Below are 17,042 nucleotides of genomic sequence, written 5' to 3' on the forward strand. Positions count from 1 at the left end.
AGTCAAGCGGCGCGGAACGCAGGTCGCTCACCTGTTGCGGCGAGATCGGCGTACCGTTGTTGCCCCACGACATCCGGATATACGTGACGACCGCCGCGACTTCCTGGTTCGACAGCGACTGCGCGAACGGCGGCATCCCGTACGGACGCGGATTCTTGAACGTGCTCGGCGGATAGCCGCCATTCAGCACCATGCGGATCGGGTTGACCGCCGATTCCATCACGATCGAATGGTTGCCCGCGAGCGGCGGATACGCCGGCGGCTTGCCCGCGCCGGTTTCGGCGTGGCAGGTCGCGCAGTTGTCCGCGTAGATCTTCTTGCCCTGGTCGAACAGCGCGTTGCCGAACTGCTTCGACGGCTCGTACTGCATGTTCTTCGGCGCTTCAGCCTTCTGCGGGATCGACTTCAGGTACGTCGACATCGCGCGCGTATCTTCGTCGTTCATGTACTGCAGGCTGTTGTGCACGACGTCGGCCATCGGGCCGAACACCGCGCCCTTGTTCGACACGCCGGCTTGCAGCAGGTCGGACAGCTCCTGCACGTGCCAGTCGCCGAGGCCGAGTTCCTTGTCGTTCGTCAGCGACGGCGCATACCAGTTCTGCAGCGGGATCAGGCCGCCCGCGAAGGCTGCCGAATTCACCGGGCCGCCCATCATGTTGATCGACGTGTGGCACATCGAGCAGTGGCCGAGACCTTCGACGAGGTAGGCACCGCGGTTCCATTCGACCGACTTGGTCGGATCCGGCTTGTACTCGCCTTCTTTGAAGAACAGCGTGCGCCAGCCGATCAGCAGGTTCCGGTTGTTGAACGGGAACTTCAGTTCGTGCGGACGGCTCGGCACCGAAACCGGCGGGACCGAACGCAGGTATGCGTAGATCGCGTCCGAATCGGCGCGCGTGACCTTCGTGTAGCTCGCGAACGGGAAGCCCGGGTACAGCAGGCTGCCGTCCTTCGAACGGCCGGTGTGCATCGCGCGGTAGAAGTCGTCCGACGTCCACTTGCCGATGCCGTCCTTGTCGTCCGGCGTGATGTTCGGCGTGTACATCGTGCCGAACGGCGTCGCCATCGGCAGGCCGCCCGCGAACGACTTGCCGCCGCGCACCGTGTGGCACGCGATACAGTCGCCGACGCGCGCGAGGTATTCGCCCTTCTTGATCAGCGCGGCCTGGTCGGCCGGCGTGGCCGCGACGGCGGATGCGCCGTGCAGCGTGTCGTTGCCCGGCCACAGGACCGGCACGAGGGCGGCAGCCGCGACGATCGCGACGGCCGAGAGTGCAAACAGGGACTTGCGTTTCATTGTGTCTGTCTCCCTTGCCTTATTGCGGTTCGCTGCCGCAGGCGAGCGGAGTCTTCATCGAACGCGCCGGTGCCGGCACGGGGTTGGCGGGCGCCGGTTGCGCGGCGAGCCATGCGGTCACGGCCGTCACGTCTTCATCCGACAGCTTCGACGCGATCTCGTGCATGCAATCCGGTGCCTTCGCGTGACGGTTGCCCGAGCGCCATGCGCCGAGCTGCGCGCTCAGGTAATCGGCGTGCAGGCCGACGAGGCCCGGGATCGCCGGCTGCATGCCGGTCAGACCTGCGCCGTGGCAGGCCACGCAGGCCGGCAGCTTGCGCGACGGATCGCCTTGCGTGACGAGCTGCTTGCCGCGCGCGAGCGTCGCGGCCGGCAGCGTCGGCTTCGCCGGCGTCGGGTACGGCGGACGCTCGGCCGAGAAGTGTTCGGCGATTTCCTTCAGGTAGTCGTCGTTCAGGTACGTCAGCAGGTAGTTCATCGGCGGGTACTTGCGCCGGCCGTCACGGAAGTTGACGAGCTGGTTGTACAGGTACTCGGCCGGCTTGCCGGCAAGCCGCGGGAAATAGTCGTTGTCCGTGCCCTGGCCGTGGACGCCGTGGCATGCGGTACAGCCGCGCACGCGCTCGGCCATCGTATCGGGTGCCTTGAGCGGCGCCTGCTGGGCGTGCGCTTGCTCCGTGGGCTTGGTCTGCGCTTGGGCAGCGCTCATAAGGCCCGCTCCGCCGATCAACAGAACGGCGAGCAGCGGACGGAAGAGGCGTCTTGAAGACACACGAGACTCCATGTTTATTCGTCGGGGACCTGTCCGGGCTACGATCGGCTCGGCGCATGGACGGCAGGACAGCCGGGCTGCTGCGACGCGGCATTCTATCATCGATGGGTAATGACGGCTATTTGGCTAAAGGACATCGGTTCCTGTCTGTTTGCGACTTGCGACAATTTGACGCGCTGCGTGTCGCAGTCGTGTGAACCGGCGTGCGCTTTGACCATCGAAGACCGTACACTCGCGGGTCGCGCGGCGCCGCCTCCGCCGCTGATCCAGTCATTTCCCCCGTTTCCGGATTCATCGATGACGTTTTCTACCGTGCCGTTGCCGTCTTCCCGCTGTCCTTTCACTTGCCGCCGCGCCGCTGGCCGGCCGTTCGCCGGAGGGTGCGCACGATGAGGATCGACAGCTTGTGGGTCGGACAGGTCGCGCTCGCGGCGTTGATGGATGCGACGTTCGCGATGGCGGTCGGCTCGGCGCTGCTCAAGGCGTGGCTCGGCAAGGACGGTGCGCGACCGGTCGTCGCGCCGGCGCATCCCGCATGGCTGCGCGCGCAACATTCGCTCGTCGCGGCGGCGCTCGCGCTCGTGCTCGCGGATCTCGGCTGGCTGCTGTACGAAGCCGCATCGATGAGCGGCGCGGGGCTCGGCGGCGCGTTCGCCGCGATGCCGACGGTGCTGATGCAGACCCACACGGGCTTCGCGTGGAGCGTGACGTTCGCGGGCGCCGTCGTGCTCGCGCTCGTCGCGCTCGCGAAGCCCGACGGCCCGGTTGCGCACGCGGTGCTGTGGCTCGCGGTGATCGCGATCGCGGCCGGCAAGGCGTCGCTCGGCCATGCGGCCGACACGGGCCCGCTGTCCGCGGCGGTCGGCGTGCAGACGCTGCACCTGCTCGCCACCGCGGTGTGGGGCGGCCTCGTGCTCGCGGGCGGGCTCGCGGTGCTGCCGGTGCTCGGCTCGTCGGTCGCGCGCGGCGCGCTGATCCGGATCGGCCAGCAGCTGTCGCGCACGTCGGCGATCGCGGTCGTGTTCGTGCTCGGCACCGGCGTGCTGAACGCGCTGCGCGGGCTCGGCGGCTCGCTCGCGCCGCTCGACGGCAGCACGTGGGGGCGCGTGCTGTTGCTCAAGCTGCTGCTCGTCGCGCTCGCGCTCGTGCTCGGCGCGCTGAACCGCTTCGCCGCGCTGCCGCGTCTGCGCCGCACCGCGTCGACCGAGGACGCGCATACGTTCCGCAACATCCTGCATCTCGAGGCGCTGACGATGATCGGCGTGTTCGTCGCGGCAGCCGTGCTGTCGTTCAGCGTGCCGGGGTTCGCGGCGCTCGGCTGACGGCCGGACCGCGCAGCGCAAGGCGGGGCGCCGGCAGGCACCGCCTGCGTGGCGCGGATGCAAAAACGGCCGCCTTGTCAGGGCGGCCGTGTCGAACGCGTTGCGCGGCGCGCGTGCCGCGCAACGCATCGTTTTCATCCCGGACGTTCATCACCATTCGGCGACGCTGCCGTCCGCATGGCGCCACACCGGGTTGCGCCAGCGGTGGCCGGTCTTCGCCATCTCGCGCACCTTCTCCTCGTTCACGTCGATGCCGAGCCCCGGGCCCTGCGGAATCGCGACGAAGCCGTCCTCGTAGCGGAACACCTCGGGGTTGCGCAGATAGTCGAGCAGGTCGTTGCCCTGGTTGTAGTGGATGCCGAGGCTCTGTTCCTGGATGAACGCGTTGTAGCTGACCGCATCGAGCTGGAGGCACGCGGCCAGCGCGATGGGCCCGAGCGGACAATGCAGTGCGAGCGCGACGTCGTAGCTTTCCGCGAGCGTCGCGATCTTGCGGCACTCGGTGATGCCGCCGGCATGCGACGCATCGGGCTGGATGATGTCGACGTAGCCGCCCGCGAGGATGTGCTTGAAGTCCCAGCGCGAGTAGAGCCGCTCGCCGAGCGCGATCGGCGTGTTGGTCTGGTTGACGATGTCGCGCAGCGCCTCGGCGTTCTCCGACAGCACCGGTTCCTCGATGAACATCAGCTTGTACGGATCGAGCTCCTTCGCGAGCACCTTCGCCATCGGCTTGTGCACGCGGCCGTGGAAGTCGACGCCGATTCCGACGTGCGGGCCGACCGCGTCGCGCACCGCCGCGACGTTCGCGATCACCTGCTCGACCTTGTCGTAGGTGTCGACGATCTGCAGCTCCTCGGAACCGTTCATCTTCACGGCCTTGAAGCCGCGCTCGACCACCGCGCGCGCGTTGTTCGCGACGTCGCTCGGCCGGTCGCCGCCGATCCACGAATACACCTTGATGCGGTCGCGCACCTGGCCGCCGAGCAGCGCGTGCACGGGCACGCCGTGATGCTTGCCCTTGATGTCCCACAACGCCTGGTCGACGCCCGCGATCGCGCTCATCATGATCGGGCCGCCGCGGTAGAAGCCGGCGCGGTACATCACCTGCCAGTGATCCTCGATCAGCAGCGGGTCGCGGCCGACCAGGTAGTCGGCAAGTTCCTGCACCGCGGCCTCGACCGTGTGCGCGCGGCCTTCGACGATCGGCTCCCCCCAGCCGACGATCCCTTCGTCGGTTTCGATCTTGAGGAACAGCCAGCGCGGCGGGACGACGAAAGTTTCGAGGCGGGTGATTTTCATGTCGCGAGTCTCCAGGGTGGACCGGCGCTCGCGTGCGGATGCGGCGCCGGTCGAGTACGTGACGGATATCCTAGCGTAGCGCGTTAAAAAATAGTATTAATAGCACTATTGTGCAGATAGTGGGCACCCGCAAGCTGCCCGGCCACCGGAGAACGATCATTCAACGCGACCTGCATGGACAGACGGCCTTCCGGCTGGCGACGGCGATCCTGCGCGGCGACTATCCGCCCGAGACGCTGCTGCCGCGGGAGCCGGACCTGATGGAGATGTTCGGCGTGAGCCGCACGGTGCTGCGCGAGGCGCTGCGCACGCTGACGTCGAAGGGGCTGGTCGAATCGCGGCCGAAGGTCGGCACGCGCGTGCGGCCGCGCCGCGCGTGGAACCTGCTCGATGCCGACCTGCTCGACTGGTACGCGCGCGTCGCGCCGCCGCTCGCGTTCGCGCTGAAGCTGCAGGAGATGCGCGAGATGATCGAGCCGCATGCGGCCGCGCTCGCCGCGCGTGCGCACGCGCCGGGCGCGTTCGACGCGATCGAGGACGCGGTGCGCGCGATGGCCGCCGCGCGCAACGTCGACGAATGGGTGCGCGCGGACCTGCGCTTTCACCTGAGCGTGCTGGAGGCCGGCGGCAACGAGCTGCTGGTGCCGCTCGGCGCGCTGATCGACCGCACGCTCGAGGCGCAGCTGCATCTGAATGCGCGGCGCGCGCACGTGTTCAACGCGTCGCTTGCCGAGCATACGGCCGTCAGCGACGCGATCCGCGTGCGCGACGAGGACGGCGCGCGCCGCGCGATGGCGTCGCTGCTCGCGGTCACGCGGGCGCGGATCGAGCAGTCGTGAGCGGCGGCGCGCGCAGGGCGGTCAGTGGGTCGGGCATCCGCCCGGCTTCAGCACGCGCTGCGTCGACGCCGGATACTTCGCAAGCAGGCTCGCGGGCCGGCGCGGGCGCACGACCAGATCGCCGCCGCAATTCGGGCAGCGGCCCTTGAGGACGTCGTCGGCGCAGTTCGCGCAAAAGGTACATTCGAATGTACAAATGCGCGCGTCCGCCGAATCGGGCGGCAGATCCTTGTCGCAGCATTCGCAGCCGGGGCGCAGTTCGAGCATCACGGTCTTCCTTGCAGTCGGAACGGTCGGGGAGCGGTCGGGATGCGCACCGCCGGACATTGCGGGCGGCACGCGTGCGCGCTACTGTACGCGCTTGAGCCGGCCCGGCCAACGGTGTCCCGCCGGGACGCCGCCGAGCGCTCGGGCCGCCCTCGGGAGACGACCATGCTCTATCGCGGAAGCTGTCACTGCGGTGACGTGAAGTTCGAGGCGCAAGGCGATCTGCAGGGCGTGATGGCCTGCAACTGCTCGATCTGCCGGCGCAAGGGCGCGCTGATGTGGTTCGTGCCGCGCGATCACATGACGCTCGTCACGTCCGACGACAACCTTGCCACCTACCTGTTCAACAAGCACGTGATCAGGCATCGCTTCTGCAAGCGCTGCGGGATTCACACGTTCGGCGAAGGCGCGCATCCGAACGGTACCGAGATGGCCGCGATCAACGTGCGCTGTCTCGAAGATGTCGATATCGATGCGCTGCCCGTCACGCACTTCGACGGCCGTTCGCTCTGAGCGGCGCGCCGTCGCCCGGCGTCCGGGCTGCCGTCACGACGGTTCGGCCGGCGCGGCCTGCGGCGCCGGCGTTTCGGCCTGCGGCGCGGGGCCCGCGGTGCGCGTGCCGGCCGTGGCCGGCCGCTCGATCAGCGGCGCGAGCGCCGGTGCCATCGACTTCAGCAACTGCACGGCCATCGCGCTCGTGAAGTCGTAGCGCGCCGCGTACGGCTCGTGCGCGGTCGCCGTCAGCACGCCGAAGAAGCGGTCGCCGAGCACGAACACGAACGTGCCGCTGCGGTTGACCTTGCGCGACTCGATCAGCCGTGCGCCGCGTGCGTACACGTTGAAGCGCTGGTCGCCCGTCCCGGTCTTGCCGTACACCGGGAGCGTCTTGCCGTCGGGCAGCGTGAAGCCGCCCGCGAGGCGCCGCGCGGTGCCGTTCAGCACGACGTCGCGCAGCAGCGTGCGTGCGACGTTGACGATTTCCGGCGACAGCGTCGGCTGCGGCTGCGCGGCCGCGCGCACGAAGCGCGTTTCGTACGGCGTGCCCTTCGCGAAGTCGAGCCGCGTGATCGTCTCGGTCGGCGCCTTCTGGCCGCCGTTCGCGATCAGGCCGATCAGCTTCGCGAGCGCGTCGGGCTGGTCGCCCGATGCGCCGATCGCGGCCGCGTACGACGGCGTGACTTCGGCGAACGGGTAGCCGAGCGCGCGCCACGCCTTCGTGATTTCGCCGTACGCGCGCAGCTCGACCATCCGGCGGATGCGGCGGTCCTGCGTCGCGTGATAGCGCGTCTTGTACAGCCACGAGTACGTGTAGAAGCGCGCGTCGTGGCTGTCGCGCTGGACGTCGGCGAGCGACGCGTTCGGGTGCGCGCGCAGGTAGTTGAGCGTCCACAGCGCGAGCGGATGGACGCTCGCGATATAGCCGCGGTCGTTCAGGTTGAAGCGGTCGATCGCGTACTTCGCATACAGCGCGGCGAGATCGTCGTCCGACAGCGTCGCGGCCGGCGTGCCCTTCAGTTGCGCGCGCATCTGCGCGCTGAACCACGCGAGCGACTCGTTCGGTGCGACGCTGCGCAGCACCGTCGCGATCTTCGGCGGCGATTTGCGCACGTCCTGCAGCATCAGCGCGAGCGCGTCGTCGGGCGCCTTGCCTGCATAGCGCGTGTAATAGCGCTTCACGTACACCTTGCTTTCGCCGTCGACGAACTGCGCGAGGTAGTGCTTGCGCTGTTCCGGATCGCCGAGCCAGGACGACGACGGGCCGGCCGCCTTCAGCATCTCGTAATGGACGATGTCGCGCATCAGCCGCACGAACACGAGGTTCACCGAATGCTCGAACGCGGTGTGCAGCGTCAGGATGCGGCCGTTGTCCGACTTCTCGAAGTTCGAGAACACCTGCGCGCCGCCGCCCGTGTAAAACACGTCGGGGCTCGCCGAGTACTTGCGCTCGACCGACGCGTCGAGCATCGCCTGCAGCGAGCGGTCGCGCGTGTGCGACAGGTAGTCGAGCGCCCAGCGCGACAGCCCGTCGATCGGATCGGGCTTCAGCTTCGCGAGCTGCGCGTTCGACAGGCCGCCGTAGCGCGCGTGCAGGTCGGACACGATCTGCAGGTACGTGATCAGCGTGCGCAGCTTCGCGGTGGAGCCGAGGTTGATGCGGCCGCCGCGGTTCACGTCGAACGGCTGGTTCACGCTGTCGGTCTGCACGCGCAGCAGGTTCGCGCCGTTGCGGTGCTCGTACAGCGTGAAGCTGTACGTGAGGTGCGACGGGTCGTCCTTCGGCGCGAGCATCTCGAAGCCGTACAGGCCGGCCGCCTGCGCGCCGTCGCGGGTCGACGCCAGCGCGAGCCGCTCGGCAACCGCCTGCTGCACGCCGTTGTCGAGCGTGCTGGTGGCTTCGAGGTCGAGCTGATCGAGCTGGTACAGGTCGCTGATGCCGAGTGCCGCCAGCAGCGATGCGCGTGCGGACGACACGGCCTTGCGCGACACGAACGACTGCACGCGCGGGGCGGGCGGCGGTGCGCTGCGTTCGATCTGCGCGGCGAGCGCGGCGTCGCGCAGCGCGGGCGAGATCACGCCGCCGTTCGACAGCAGCCGCAGGTAGCTGTCGGTCAGCTTCTGCAGCGCCGGATAGCCGCGATTCAGGAAGTAAGACGGCGCGCGCTGCGCGATGATCAGCGACAGCACCTCGCGGAACGCCTTGCCTTGCTCGTCGACGTTGTCGCCGGTCGTCGGCGCGGACAGGATGCGGTTCACGTCGTTGAAGTCGCGGCCGTACCACGCGGCGAGGCCGTCGCCGAGGCCGGTGACTTCGCCGACGTGCGGCCGCGCGGCGAGCGGCACCGAGTTCAGGTAGCGCACCAGGATGGCGCGCCGCGCGAGCATCGTCTGCGGGCCGTTCAGGTACGCAAGCACCGACGCGGACGCGATCTGCCGCAGCTTCTCCGGCGGCGTCGCGGTGCGGCCGTCGGGCGAGTGGCGGAATTTCTCGATCTGCGTCGCGAGCGTGCTGCCGCCCGGGCGCGCCTGGTGATGGTTGACGACGTGCATCGCCTGGTCGGCGAGCGCGCGGCTGAAGCGGCCCCAGTCGATCGCCGGGTTGCGGTTCGGCTGGTTCGGGTCGAGCAGGTAGCGATCCTCGATGAACATCAGCGAATCGGCGACCACGCGCGGCACCGTGTCGAAATCGGCGTAGACGCGCTGCGGGAACACGGTCGCGAACAGCGGCGAGCCGGTCGAGTCGAACAGCATCAGCCCGGTCTGGTCTTTCTCTTCGTAAGGCAGGAACAGGCCGTGGTCGGCGAGCGCGAGCATCCGGTCGGAATCGCGCGCCTGCTTGCCGACGACGAAGCCGCGCGCGAGCAGACGCTGCTGGAACGCGGGAATCATCGAATAGCCGAGGCGCTGATCGTACGGCCCGTTCGCGGGGAAACGGATGTGATCGCTCGCACCCGTTTCGACCGTGTAGCCGACGTCGCGGGTGAGCTCGGACAGATAGTGCGCCTGCAGGCGCGACGTCTCGATCTCGGTCATCACGAGCCGCGCGAGGATCGCGATCGCGATCACCAGCGCGGCCAGCAAGGACCACTTGATCCACGTCCAGACCGATGCAGTCCCGGTCACGCGCGGCAGGATGCGATTCAGCGGCCGATTCATGGCGGCGTCTCCCTGAAGGCGCGGGCTCCGGCCGCACCTCATTAAGGATTAGTGTAGTCCTCCGCAGCGGGCTGCCAAGGGCGGTCGACTACTGAGATGCGTCGGCGCAACGAGCGTGCCCGCGACTGCGGCAGTCGGCGTTGCACTCCGACTGTGCATGCCCGTGCGCTCCAACGTTGCGCGTGTCGCGCGGACGTCTCGACGACACGGGCGACAGCAGGCGGCCATGCGAACGCACCGGCTTCGCGCGTCGCGGTATTGCACAAATAGGGCCAAAGTGTCTTCGCGAATTCGCGACCGCGCGTGACGTCGCTACGGGTTTCCGAGATGGTCCGGCCCTCGCCGCTCGCAGGTACGATCACCGGTTGTGCGGCGACTGCCGCGTTGGCCTCCGGGGGCGCCATGTCGATCCATCCCGTCGCGCTCGTCTGCACGGCGATCCTGGGCGTGCTGCTGTTCGGGCTCGGGCTGTTCGTATCGGTTGCGCGCTTTCGGCACACCACCGGTTGCGGGTGCACGCCCGAGCCAGACAACGGGCTGTACAAGGTCGTGCGCGCGCACGGCAACACGGCCGAATACGTGCCGTTTCTCGCCGTGCTGTTTCTCTATTTCGGCGCACACGATCCGTCGCGCGCCGTCTTGTCGCTGATCGTCGCGGCAACCGCGTGCCGGTGTCTGCTTGTGATCGGATTGCTCGCGTGGCCGACGATGGCGAGGCCGAATCCCGCGCGCTTCGTCGGCGCGATCGGTACTTACCTGTGCGGCGCCGGGCTATGTGTCGCGCTGTTGTTCTGATCGCCGCGCGGCCATCGCGTCGAACCGCGTGCATTCGGCGATCTGCCGACCGTGCGGTGATATCCTCGCGAAACGCCCGCGACCGACGGGCGGATACCGACTGCCCGCGCACGGCCTCGACGCCGTGCTGCGCGGCGTTTCCGAGGGAAAGCCGAACCATGAGCCGCAAATTCATTCTGAAGGGCGACACGACCGACCATGGCGGCGTCGTGCTCGACGGGATCGCCAATTCGTCGTTCGACGGCCGCGAACTCGCCTATCTCGGCGCGCCGGTGTTCTGCGCCGCATGCAAGACGCAGGGCGTGATCGTGTCCGACGGCGGCGAGCGGACGATGACCGTGATGGGCAAGGTCGTCGCGCTCGAACACGACCTGTGCCAGTGTCTGTGCACGCCGCAGCCGAAACTGATCCCGTCGCAGGGCACGGGCACCATCTCGGGCTGACGTCCCGTCGAATCCCGGCACCGCACGCGGCGGGGTGTCGACCGTCAGACGCTGCCTTCGGTCTCGATCACGAGGATGCGCGCTTCGCCGAGCGGATGCGCGACGTGTTCGGTGCCGATCGTCGCATGGAACACGTCACCCGTTTCGAGCACCGTCGCGTGCTCGATGCCCGCTTCCCGGTAGCGCATCTCGACGCGGCCGTCGAGCACCGCGAATACTTCCTCCCCGTCGTTCACGTGCCAGCGGTACGGCTGATCGGTCCAGTGCAGGCGGACCGTGATGCCGTTCAGGTTCGCGATGTCCAGCGCGCCCCACGGGCGCTGCGCGGTGAATGCCGTACTGCGGATGATGTTCATCGATGGGTTCGTGACTGCGAATGCGATGGCGATGGAAGGCGGCCGGCGCGGTCTTGCTTTCCGCGTGCGCGCCCGCCGGTTGTCGTGTGCGCGAATCAGCGCGATATCGCGCGCAACGCTGCGTCGATCGTCTGCCGGCGTTTCTCCAGCCCCGCCGCGGAGCGTTCGGTCACGCGCTCGAGGACCGACGCCGGCGCGGTATCCGGCGAGCCTGCATCGAACGGCGGCGCGGGCGCGTATTCGAGCTGCAGCTGAATCGCCTGCGCCTCTTCGTCGCCGGCGAGCTCGGCGGCGATCGTCAATGCGAAGTCGATGCCGGCCGTCACGCCGCCGCCGGTGAGCAGGTTGCCGTCGCGTACCACGCGTTCGCGCACCGGTACCGCACCGAGCGGTTCGAGCAGCGAATGAAACGCCCAGTGCGTGGTCGCGCGGCGACCGCGCAGCAGCCCAGCCACGCCGAGCAGCAGCGCGCCCGTGCAGACCGACGTCACGTAGCGCGCGCTGGCCGCACGCTGCTGCACGAACGCGATCGTGTCGGCATCGAGCAGCAGGTCGTTGATCCCGATTCCGCCGGGCACGCAGATCACGTCGAGCGGCGGGCAGTCGTCGAACGTGCAGGTCGGCGCGAGCGCGAGGCCGCTGCTCGACGCGACGGTGTCGCGCGATTTCCAGACCAGATGGACCGCCGCGTCGGGCAGCGATGCGAGCACGTCGTGCGGGCCGGTGAGATCGAGTTGCTGGACGCCGGGAAACACGAGAAGGCCGATGTGCAGGGTCATGCGAACGCTCCGAAGGGAAGGGGGCGCCGTGGCCGGCGCACGATGGACAGTTCGATTCTAGGCGCGTAGTGTTTGGCGAAATTGCCATATCGCCCACGATTTCTGCCAATCGCCATGTCTGCCGTTGCGCGCTCGATCCTGATCCTCGCGTTTCCCCGTGCGCAGTTGCTCGACGTCACCGGGCCGCTGCAGGTGTTCGCATCCGTCAACGAACTCGCGCAGGAGCGCGGTCGGCCCGCACCGTATGCGCCGCGCGTCGTGGCCGCCGAGGCCGGGCCGATCGAGACGTCGTCCGGTCTCGTCGTGATGGCCGATTCGCTGCGTTCGGCCGGGCGGCCCGATACGGTGATCGTCGCCGGCGGCAAGGGCGTGCACGCTGCGTCGCAGGACGCGCGGATGGTGCGCTGGGTGCGGCAGCAGGCGCAGCGCGCGCGACGTGTCGCCTCGGTCTGCACCGGTGCGTTCCTGCTTGCCGAGGCCGGCCTGCTCGACGGGCGGCGCGCGGTCACGCACTGGGCGCGCTGCGGCGAATTCGCGGCGCGCTATCCGAACGTGCGGGTCGAGCCCGATCCGATCTTCATCCGCGAAGGTGCGTTGTGGACGTCGGCCGGCGTCACGGCCGGCATCGATCTCGCGCTCGCGCTCGTCGAAGAGGATCTCGGGCGGGCGGTCGCGCTCGACGCCGCGCGCGAACTCGTCGTGTTCCTGAAACGGCCGGGCGGCCAGGCGCAGTTCAGCGCGATGCTGTCGATGCAGCGCAGCGACGATCGCTTCGGCGAATTGCATGCATGGATCGCCGAGCACCTGAGCGCCGACCTGTCGGTGCCCGCGCTCGCGGAGCGCGTCAGCATGAGCGAGCGCAGTTTCGTGCGCCACTATCGCGCGGAGACGGGCCGCACGCCTGCACGTGCGGTCGAGCAGTTTCGTGTGGAGGCCGCGCAGCGCTTGCTCGGCGAAACCGCGTGGCCCGTCAAGCGGATCGCCACGCGGTGCGGCTTCGGTTCCGAAGAAACGCTGCGGCGCAGCTTCGTGCGCGTGCTCGGCGTGTCGCCGCAGGGCTATCGCGAGCGGTTCGTGCGATAGCGGCGACTGGCGACAGAGCCGTCGTCGCGCGAAACTGCACGAAAGCGCATCACTTTCGAGTCCGAAACGCCGCGACTATTCAGAAGTGGAGAACAATAGGCGGGGGCTTGTGCCGCGCCCGCTGCGGGCTCTATTCTGTCCTGTTGGCGATTCGAAGGGGGGCGCAGCATGGACCGTATCCAGGCAATGGAAGTTTTCACCCGCGTGGTCGACGCGAACAGCTTTACGCGCGCGGCCGACACGCTCGCGATGCCGCGCGCATCGGTCACGACGATCATCCAGAATCTCGAGGCGCTGCTCGGCGTGCGCCTGATGCACCGCACGACGCGCCGGCTGTCGCTGACGCCGGAGGGCGCCGCGTACTACGAGCATTGCATGAAGATCATCTCGGAGATCGCCGAAGTCGATTCGAGCTTCCAGACCGGCAACCGCAAGCCGAGCGGCGTGCTGCGCGTGCACATGCCGAGCTCGCTCGGGCGGCGCGTGGTGTTGCCGTCGCTGTCGATCTTCCGGCAGCGCTATCCGGACATCACGCTCGACCTCGGTCTGTCGGACCGCTACGTGGATCCGGTCGAGGAGGGTATCGACTGCATGATCCGGGTCGGGCCGCTCGAGGATTCGTCGATGGTCGCGCGGCGGATCGGGATGCTCAAGCGCGTGACGTGCGCGTCGCCGGACTACCTCGCGCGCCACGGCGAGCCGCAGGAGATTGCCGACCTGGCCGACCATCATGCGGTGAATTTCCGCGCGAGCCATGGCGCACGTGCGGTCCCGTGGGTATTCATGATCGAGGGCAAGCAGGTCGAGGTGCGGATGAACGGCACCGTGACCGTCAACGATTCGGATGCGTACGTCACGTGCGGGCTCGAAGGATTCGGGATGATCCAGCCGACGCTGTTCATGGTGCTGTCGAACCTGCGCGACGGCTCGCTCGTCGAGGTGCTGCCCGATTGCAATCCGAAACCCAAGCCGATCTCGATCGTGTATCCGCACAACCGGCACCTGTCGCAGAAGGTACGCGTGTTCGCGGACTGGATCGCGGAGCTGTTCGAGTCGACGCCGGCGCTGGAGGGCGGTGAGAACTGGCGCGGGAAGGTGCGGGCGGAGGCGCCGGATGCGCAGCGCGGGGCGGTGGTCGCGGCGTAGCGCGTGGCATGAAGGGCGGGGCGCGCGACATCCGTGCGCCGGACGGGAGCAATGAAAAAAGCCGCTGATCCTTTCGGAACAGCGGCTTTTCGCATTTGGTGGCGAATCAGGGATATACCTCCCCACAACGCTCCAAGCCCCTGTTTACAAGGGTCTGCCAGTTCCGAGGGCTGGCAGGTGTCACGGTCAAATCGGGTCACCTAGCGTAACACGTTTGCCACCAAATTTAGTGTTGCATGTGTCGCATACCGCCACTGCTTGACGGGCAAGGGGACATAATTGCTGGCCCAAAACGGGCAAGCCGTCACTGCGACCGAATCGCATTCATAACCTGCACCCCGAGCTGTCTAGTGTTCAAGTTGTTGCCGTTTGCATTCTGCAACGGAACACCCAGCTGCTCGGCAAGTTTCCGGAGGACGGGCTTCACCGGCTGTACCTGCGTACCGTCCTGCTCAACCTCAATGGCGCCACTTTCACATTGGCGTATGAGGTACTCGCCATAAACGACTTCGTCCGTTAGCGCTGTAGCTGGCGAGTAGCTGACCAGCTCCTTGTTCGGCATGAGGCGGAGGATGTTTTCTATTGCTTCGAGGGTTCGTGCGCCCCACTGATTCGAGAGAGCGTATGTATTTCCGTCTACGTGGAACAGATCGTCATCGGCGGTGAAATAGCGCAATCGTTTTGTCCCCAATACCGTTTGGAGCGCCGCCTCGTCGAGTTGACCATCTGCGGTCGCGAAGACATTTCCCCGCCACGGCACAGCTTCGGCAATTCCGGTCAGCGGTACCCTCTGCCTAAGTGCCTCCGCGACGATCTCGTAGATCAGGCGGCGCTTAGGCAAGCTACTGAATGAGGCATCACCTATTGAAAGGTCGTAGCGGGTGGTGTCTCGGTCGGATACGCGTGCCGCATCCTGCTCCATCGACTTTTCACGAACGGCCACTTGATATTGCGCTGCCTCCGGTAGCGGAATTACTTGGTGGATATCCAGTAAGACGCGATCCTCGATGAGGTGCGGTCGCATCTGTACGCACCGGATATCGAGACCTTGTTTGTTGAGCCACAGGACGGTCGTCGTTAGCTCCTGTTGAAATTCGGACGAGGCCAAAACGATTCGCACCGTTTCAGACAGTGCTACCGGTCCTTCTTCATGGTCAAGGAATTCGCGGATCGCCTGCTCTGGATCGTCGGTCGATCCTATGGAGAGTAAATATTTTCGATGCGCCTCGACTGCTTGGTCAAACCGCATGGTCGACACCATCGCCGCATACCGTAAAGCTTGTAATTCCATGTGAGCAGAATCGTCACGTTTCAGCTCAACAACGACCAGACGAGCATTCTCGTCAAGGCATAGTAAGTCGATGCGCCTGTTCGCTCCAACCCAGTCGCCGAACTCTTCCGCGAGAACCATTGTCTTGACGCCAGGTGTGATCGCTGCGATATGGGTGCGGACCGCGCGTTGAATATTTGCTCGCTCTAGCAGCCCTAGCGACGTGAAGGTTTTCCGGGTAATTGGCTTAAGGCTTTCACCGGTGATTTCATAGAGGGCCATCTGGTTTCACCCGACGTGCAAACGAGATGACGAGCATATCAGTGAAAGACAGCTACGAGCCGACCGCTATACCGACAACTCCGTCTACTCCGCGTAGACGGCTGGATATGGCGTTTTATTGCTCGGGATGACTTGACTTCGCCCAAAAAATTTTGTTTGTTGTGTACCGTCACAACGAACAAGAAGGATGGAGCAGGCACGATACGATTTTTACACTCACCTCAACGAAGCCGTCGTCACCACGAACGATTTTTCTGAAGGCACCAAATTCCGCAAGCGCGAGAAGGTCGATCAGTTCGCATACTGCGGCCTCAATCCAATGTATCGGAGCTATCTGAGCTTCGACCTCGACATGCCAGGTTCGGCATTCCGCTTCGAGGATGCGCATCTGCCTCCGCCCACGATCATCACGATCAATCCCGAGAACGCGCATTGCCACATGCTGTACCGTCTGGTGACACCCGTGGCTTTTACGAAGAACGCGCGCAGCGGTCCGCAGGATTATTTCGGGGCGATTCAGCGCGAGATGGAAAGGCGACTCGGCGCTGACACCGCGTACAACCACACGATCACCAAGAATCCGCTGCATCCTCGCTGGAAGGTCATCACGCACCCGGCCGCGAGATACCATCTCGGCGATTTCCTCGAGTGGATCGATTTACCAGGCACTCACATCGCTGTTCCCAGCAATAAGATCTACAAGGGCAGAAACCACCAGCTATTCGACACACTGCTCCGTTGGGCATACGGAGCCGTTCATGCCTATGTTGACGAACAACGCTGGTATGCCACCGTGCAAGCGAAGGCCGAAGAAATTAACGCCATATTCACGCAGCCGCTCGGGTTCGCTGAAGTCAGGGCCACAGCCAGATCGACGGCCAAGCGGGTATGGAGTCGCCGCCATGAGCATCATCATTCGCGCCCACGCATATTGACGTTCACCGATGAATCGTCCGAAGAACGCATGCGTCAGGGGGCGGCCTATACCAATGCCCTTCGCCGCGAGAAATCGCTACAAACACTGCAAGACGCGTTCAACGCTCTGCGTATCGAGCACGGCGATCAGATCAGCGTACGCCAGATCGTGGACCACACGGGCATGAACATCAAGACCGTGCGCAAATACTTTTCCCAGATCATTCGGTAGAGATCGCTGCCTCATTCCTGAGATGGAGGCTGCCGTGTCGAGACCACTACGGCGTACAACAGGTAATTAGCCGACATTGCTGCCGACGCGATAGCGTGCCACAACCGAAAACATCATGCGCTAACCAGATGATGCGCCGTAGCCGATAGGCCCAACAACGAAATCGATAAGGCGTCACCGGCAATGACACGAAAAGCACAAGCAAAGATGGCCGACCTTACCTTGTCGAACTGTTTGCGAGGGCGATACATTCCAGTATTGCCTTTCTGCGATAGGCGAACTCCTCCATCG

The 17,042-nt window shown here is 66.1% G+C and carries 16 protein-coding genes; 8 read left to right on the forward strand and 8 right to left on the reverse strand.

The genetic code is table 11. The features are described from left to right. Positions 1–1,297: c-type cytochrome (locus tag Q3A80_RS19480; RefSeq protein ID WP_446330541.1), on the reverse strand; the 1,297-nt coding region annotated here is incomplete at its 3' end. 19 nt (positions 1,298–1,316) lie between these two features. Next, the gene (locus Q3A80_RS19485; RefSeq protein ID WP_059447825.1) at positions 1,317–2,081 is read right to left on the reverse strand and encodes a c-type cytochrome; all 765 of its coding nucleotides are present in this window, start codon (positions 2,079–2,081) and stop codon (positions 1,317–1,319) included. Between the two features lie 377 nt (positions 2,082–2,458). Here Q3A80_RS19485 and Q3A80_RS19490 point away from each other — a divergent pair, with 377 nt between their 5' ends. Then, positions 2,459–3,391 carry a CopD family protein gene (locus Q3A80_RS19490; protein ID WP_446330542.1) on the forward strand — a complete coding sequence of 311 codons (933 nt, stop codon included), beginning with the start codon at positions 2,459–2,461 and terminating at the stop codon, positions 3,389–3,391. Positions 3,392–3,541: 150 nt separating this feature from the next. Here the strand turns inward: Q3A80_RS19490 and dgoD are convergent, their stop codons facing one another. Then, positions 3,542–4,690, reverse strand: a complete 1,149-nt coding sequence (gene dgoD, locus Q3A80_RS19495) for a galactonate dehydratase (protein WP_072443519.1) — start codon at positions 4,688–4,690, stop codon at positions 3,542–3,544. Positions 4,691–4,824: 134 nt separating this feature from the next. Between dgoD and Q3A80_RS19500 the strand changes: the two genes are divergently transcribed. Then, positions 4,825–5,529, forward strand: a complete 705-nt coding sequence (locus Q3A80_RS19500) for a FadR/GntR family transcriptional regulator (protein ID WP_446330668.1) — start codon at positions 4,825–4,827, stop codon at positions 5,527–5,529. A gap of 21 nt (positions 5,530–5,550) precedes the next feature. Here Q3A80_RS19500 and Q3A80_RS19505 read toward each other — a convergent pair whose 3' ends face one another. Next, positions 5,551–5,796 carry a DUF1272 domain-containing protein gene (locus Q3A80_RS19505; protein ID WP_446330543.1) on the reverse strand — a complete coding sequence of 82 codons (246 nt, stop codon included), beginning with the start codon at positions 5,794–5,796 and terminating at the stop codon, positions 5,551–5,553. 165 nt (positions 5,797–5,961) lie between these two features. Between Q3A80_RS19505 and Q3A80_RS19510 the strand changes: the two genes are divergently transcribed. Then, on the forward strand, positions 5,962–6,309 hold the full coding sequence (locus tag Q3A80_RS19510) for a GFA family protein (protein WP_446330544.1): 348 nt from the start codon (positions 5,962–5,964) through the stop codon (positions 6,307–6,309). Positions 6,310–6,342: 33 nt separating this feature from the next. Here the strand turns inward: Q3A80_RS19510 and Q3A80_RS19515 are convergent, their stop codons facing one another. Beyond that, positions 6,343–9,450 (reverse strand): transglycosylase domain-containing protein, encoded by a 3,108-nt coding sequence (locus Q3A80_RS19515; protein WP_446330545.1) that lies wholly within the window; start codon positions 9,448–9,450, stop codon positions 6,343–6,345. 402 nt (positions 9,451–9,852) lie between these two features. Here Q3A80_RS19515 and Q3A80_RS19520 point away from each other — a divergent pair, with 402 nt between their 5' ends. Further along, positions 9,853–10,245 carry an MAPEG family protein gene (locus Q3A80_RS19520; RefSeq protein ID WP_446330546.1) on the forward strand — a complete coding sequence of 131 codons (393 nt, stop codon included), beginning with the start codon at positions 9,853–9,855 and terminating at the stop codon, positions 10,243–10,245. A 158-nt stretch (positions 10,246–10,403) separates the two neighbouring features. Further along, positions 10,404–10,688: a PAAR domain-containing protein gene (locus Q3A80_RS19525; protein WP_011657840.1), complete on the forward strand. Its 285-nt coding sequence runs from the start codon at positions 10,404–10,406 to the stop codon at positions 10,686–10,688. Between the two features lie 44 nt (positions 10,689–10,732). Here Q3A80_RS19525 and Q3A80_RS19530 read toward each other — a convergent pair whose 3' ends face one another. After that, positions 10,733–11,044 (reverse strand): cupin domain-containing protein, encoded by a 312-nt coding sequence (locus Q3A80_RS19530; protein WP_446330547.1) that lies wholly within the window; start codon positions 11,042–11,044, stop codon positions 10,733–10,735. A gap of 95 nt (positions 11,045–11,139) precedes the next feature. Further along, a complete protein-coding gene (locus tag Q3A80_RS19535; protein WP_446330548.1) occupies positions 11,140–11,823 on the reverse strand; it encodes a DJ-1/PfpI family protein in 684 nt (227 codons plus the stop codon). Positions 11,824–11,937: 114 nt separating this feature from the next. On the opposite strand from Q3A80_RS19535, the gene Q3A80_RS19540 reads away from it, so the two are divergent. Next, a complete protein-coding gene (locus Q3A80_RS19540; protein WP_446330549.1) occupies positions 11,938–12,906 on the forward strand; it encodes a GlxA family transcriptional regulator in 969 nt (322 codons plus the stop codon). A gap of 168 nt (positions 12,907–13,074) precedes the next feature. Beyond that, positions 13,075–14,052, forward strand: coding sequence for a LysR family transcriptional regulator (locus Q3A80_RS19545; RefSeq protein ID WP_446330550.1), 978 nt, complete (start codon positions 13,075–13,077; stop codon positions 14,050–14,052). A gap of 304 nt (positions 14,053–14,356) precedes the next feature. Here the strand turns inward: Q3A80_RS19545 and Q3A80_RS19550 are convergent, their stop codons facing one another. Further along, complete coding sequence (locus tag Q3A80_RS19550) at positions 14,357–15,604, reverse strand: hypothetical protein (RefSeq protein ID WP_446330551.1); 1,248 nt, start codon at positions 15,602–15,604, stop codon at positions 14,357–14,359. Between the two features lie 187 nt (positions 15,605–15,791). Between Q3A80_RS19550 and Q3A80_RS19555 the strand changes: the two genes are divergently transcribed. Next, positions 15,792–16,751 (forward strand): replication initiation protein, encoded by a 960-nt coding sequence (locus Q3A80_RS19555; RefSeq protein ID WP_446330552.1) that lies wholly within the window; start codon positions 15,792–15,794, stop codon positions 16,749–16,751. Positions 16,752–17,042: the final 291 nt, after the last annotated feature.

Source organism: Burkholderia sp. SR8 (assembly GCF_052851275.1).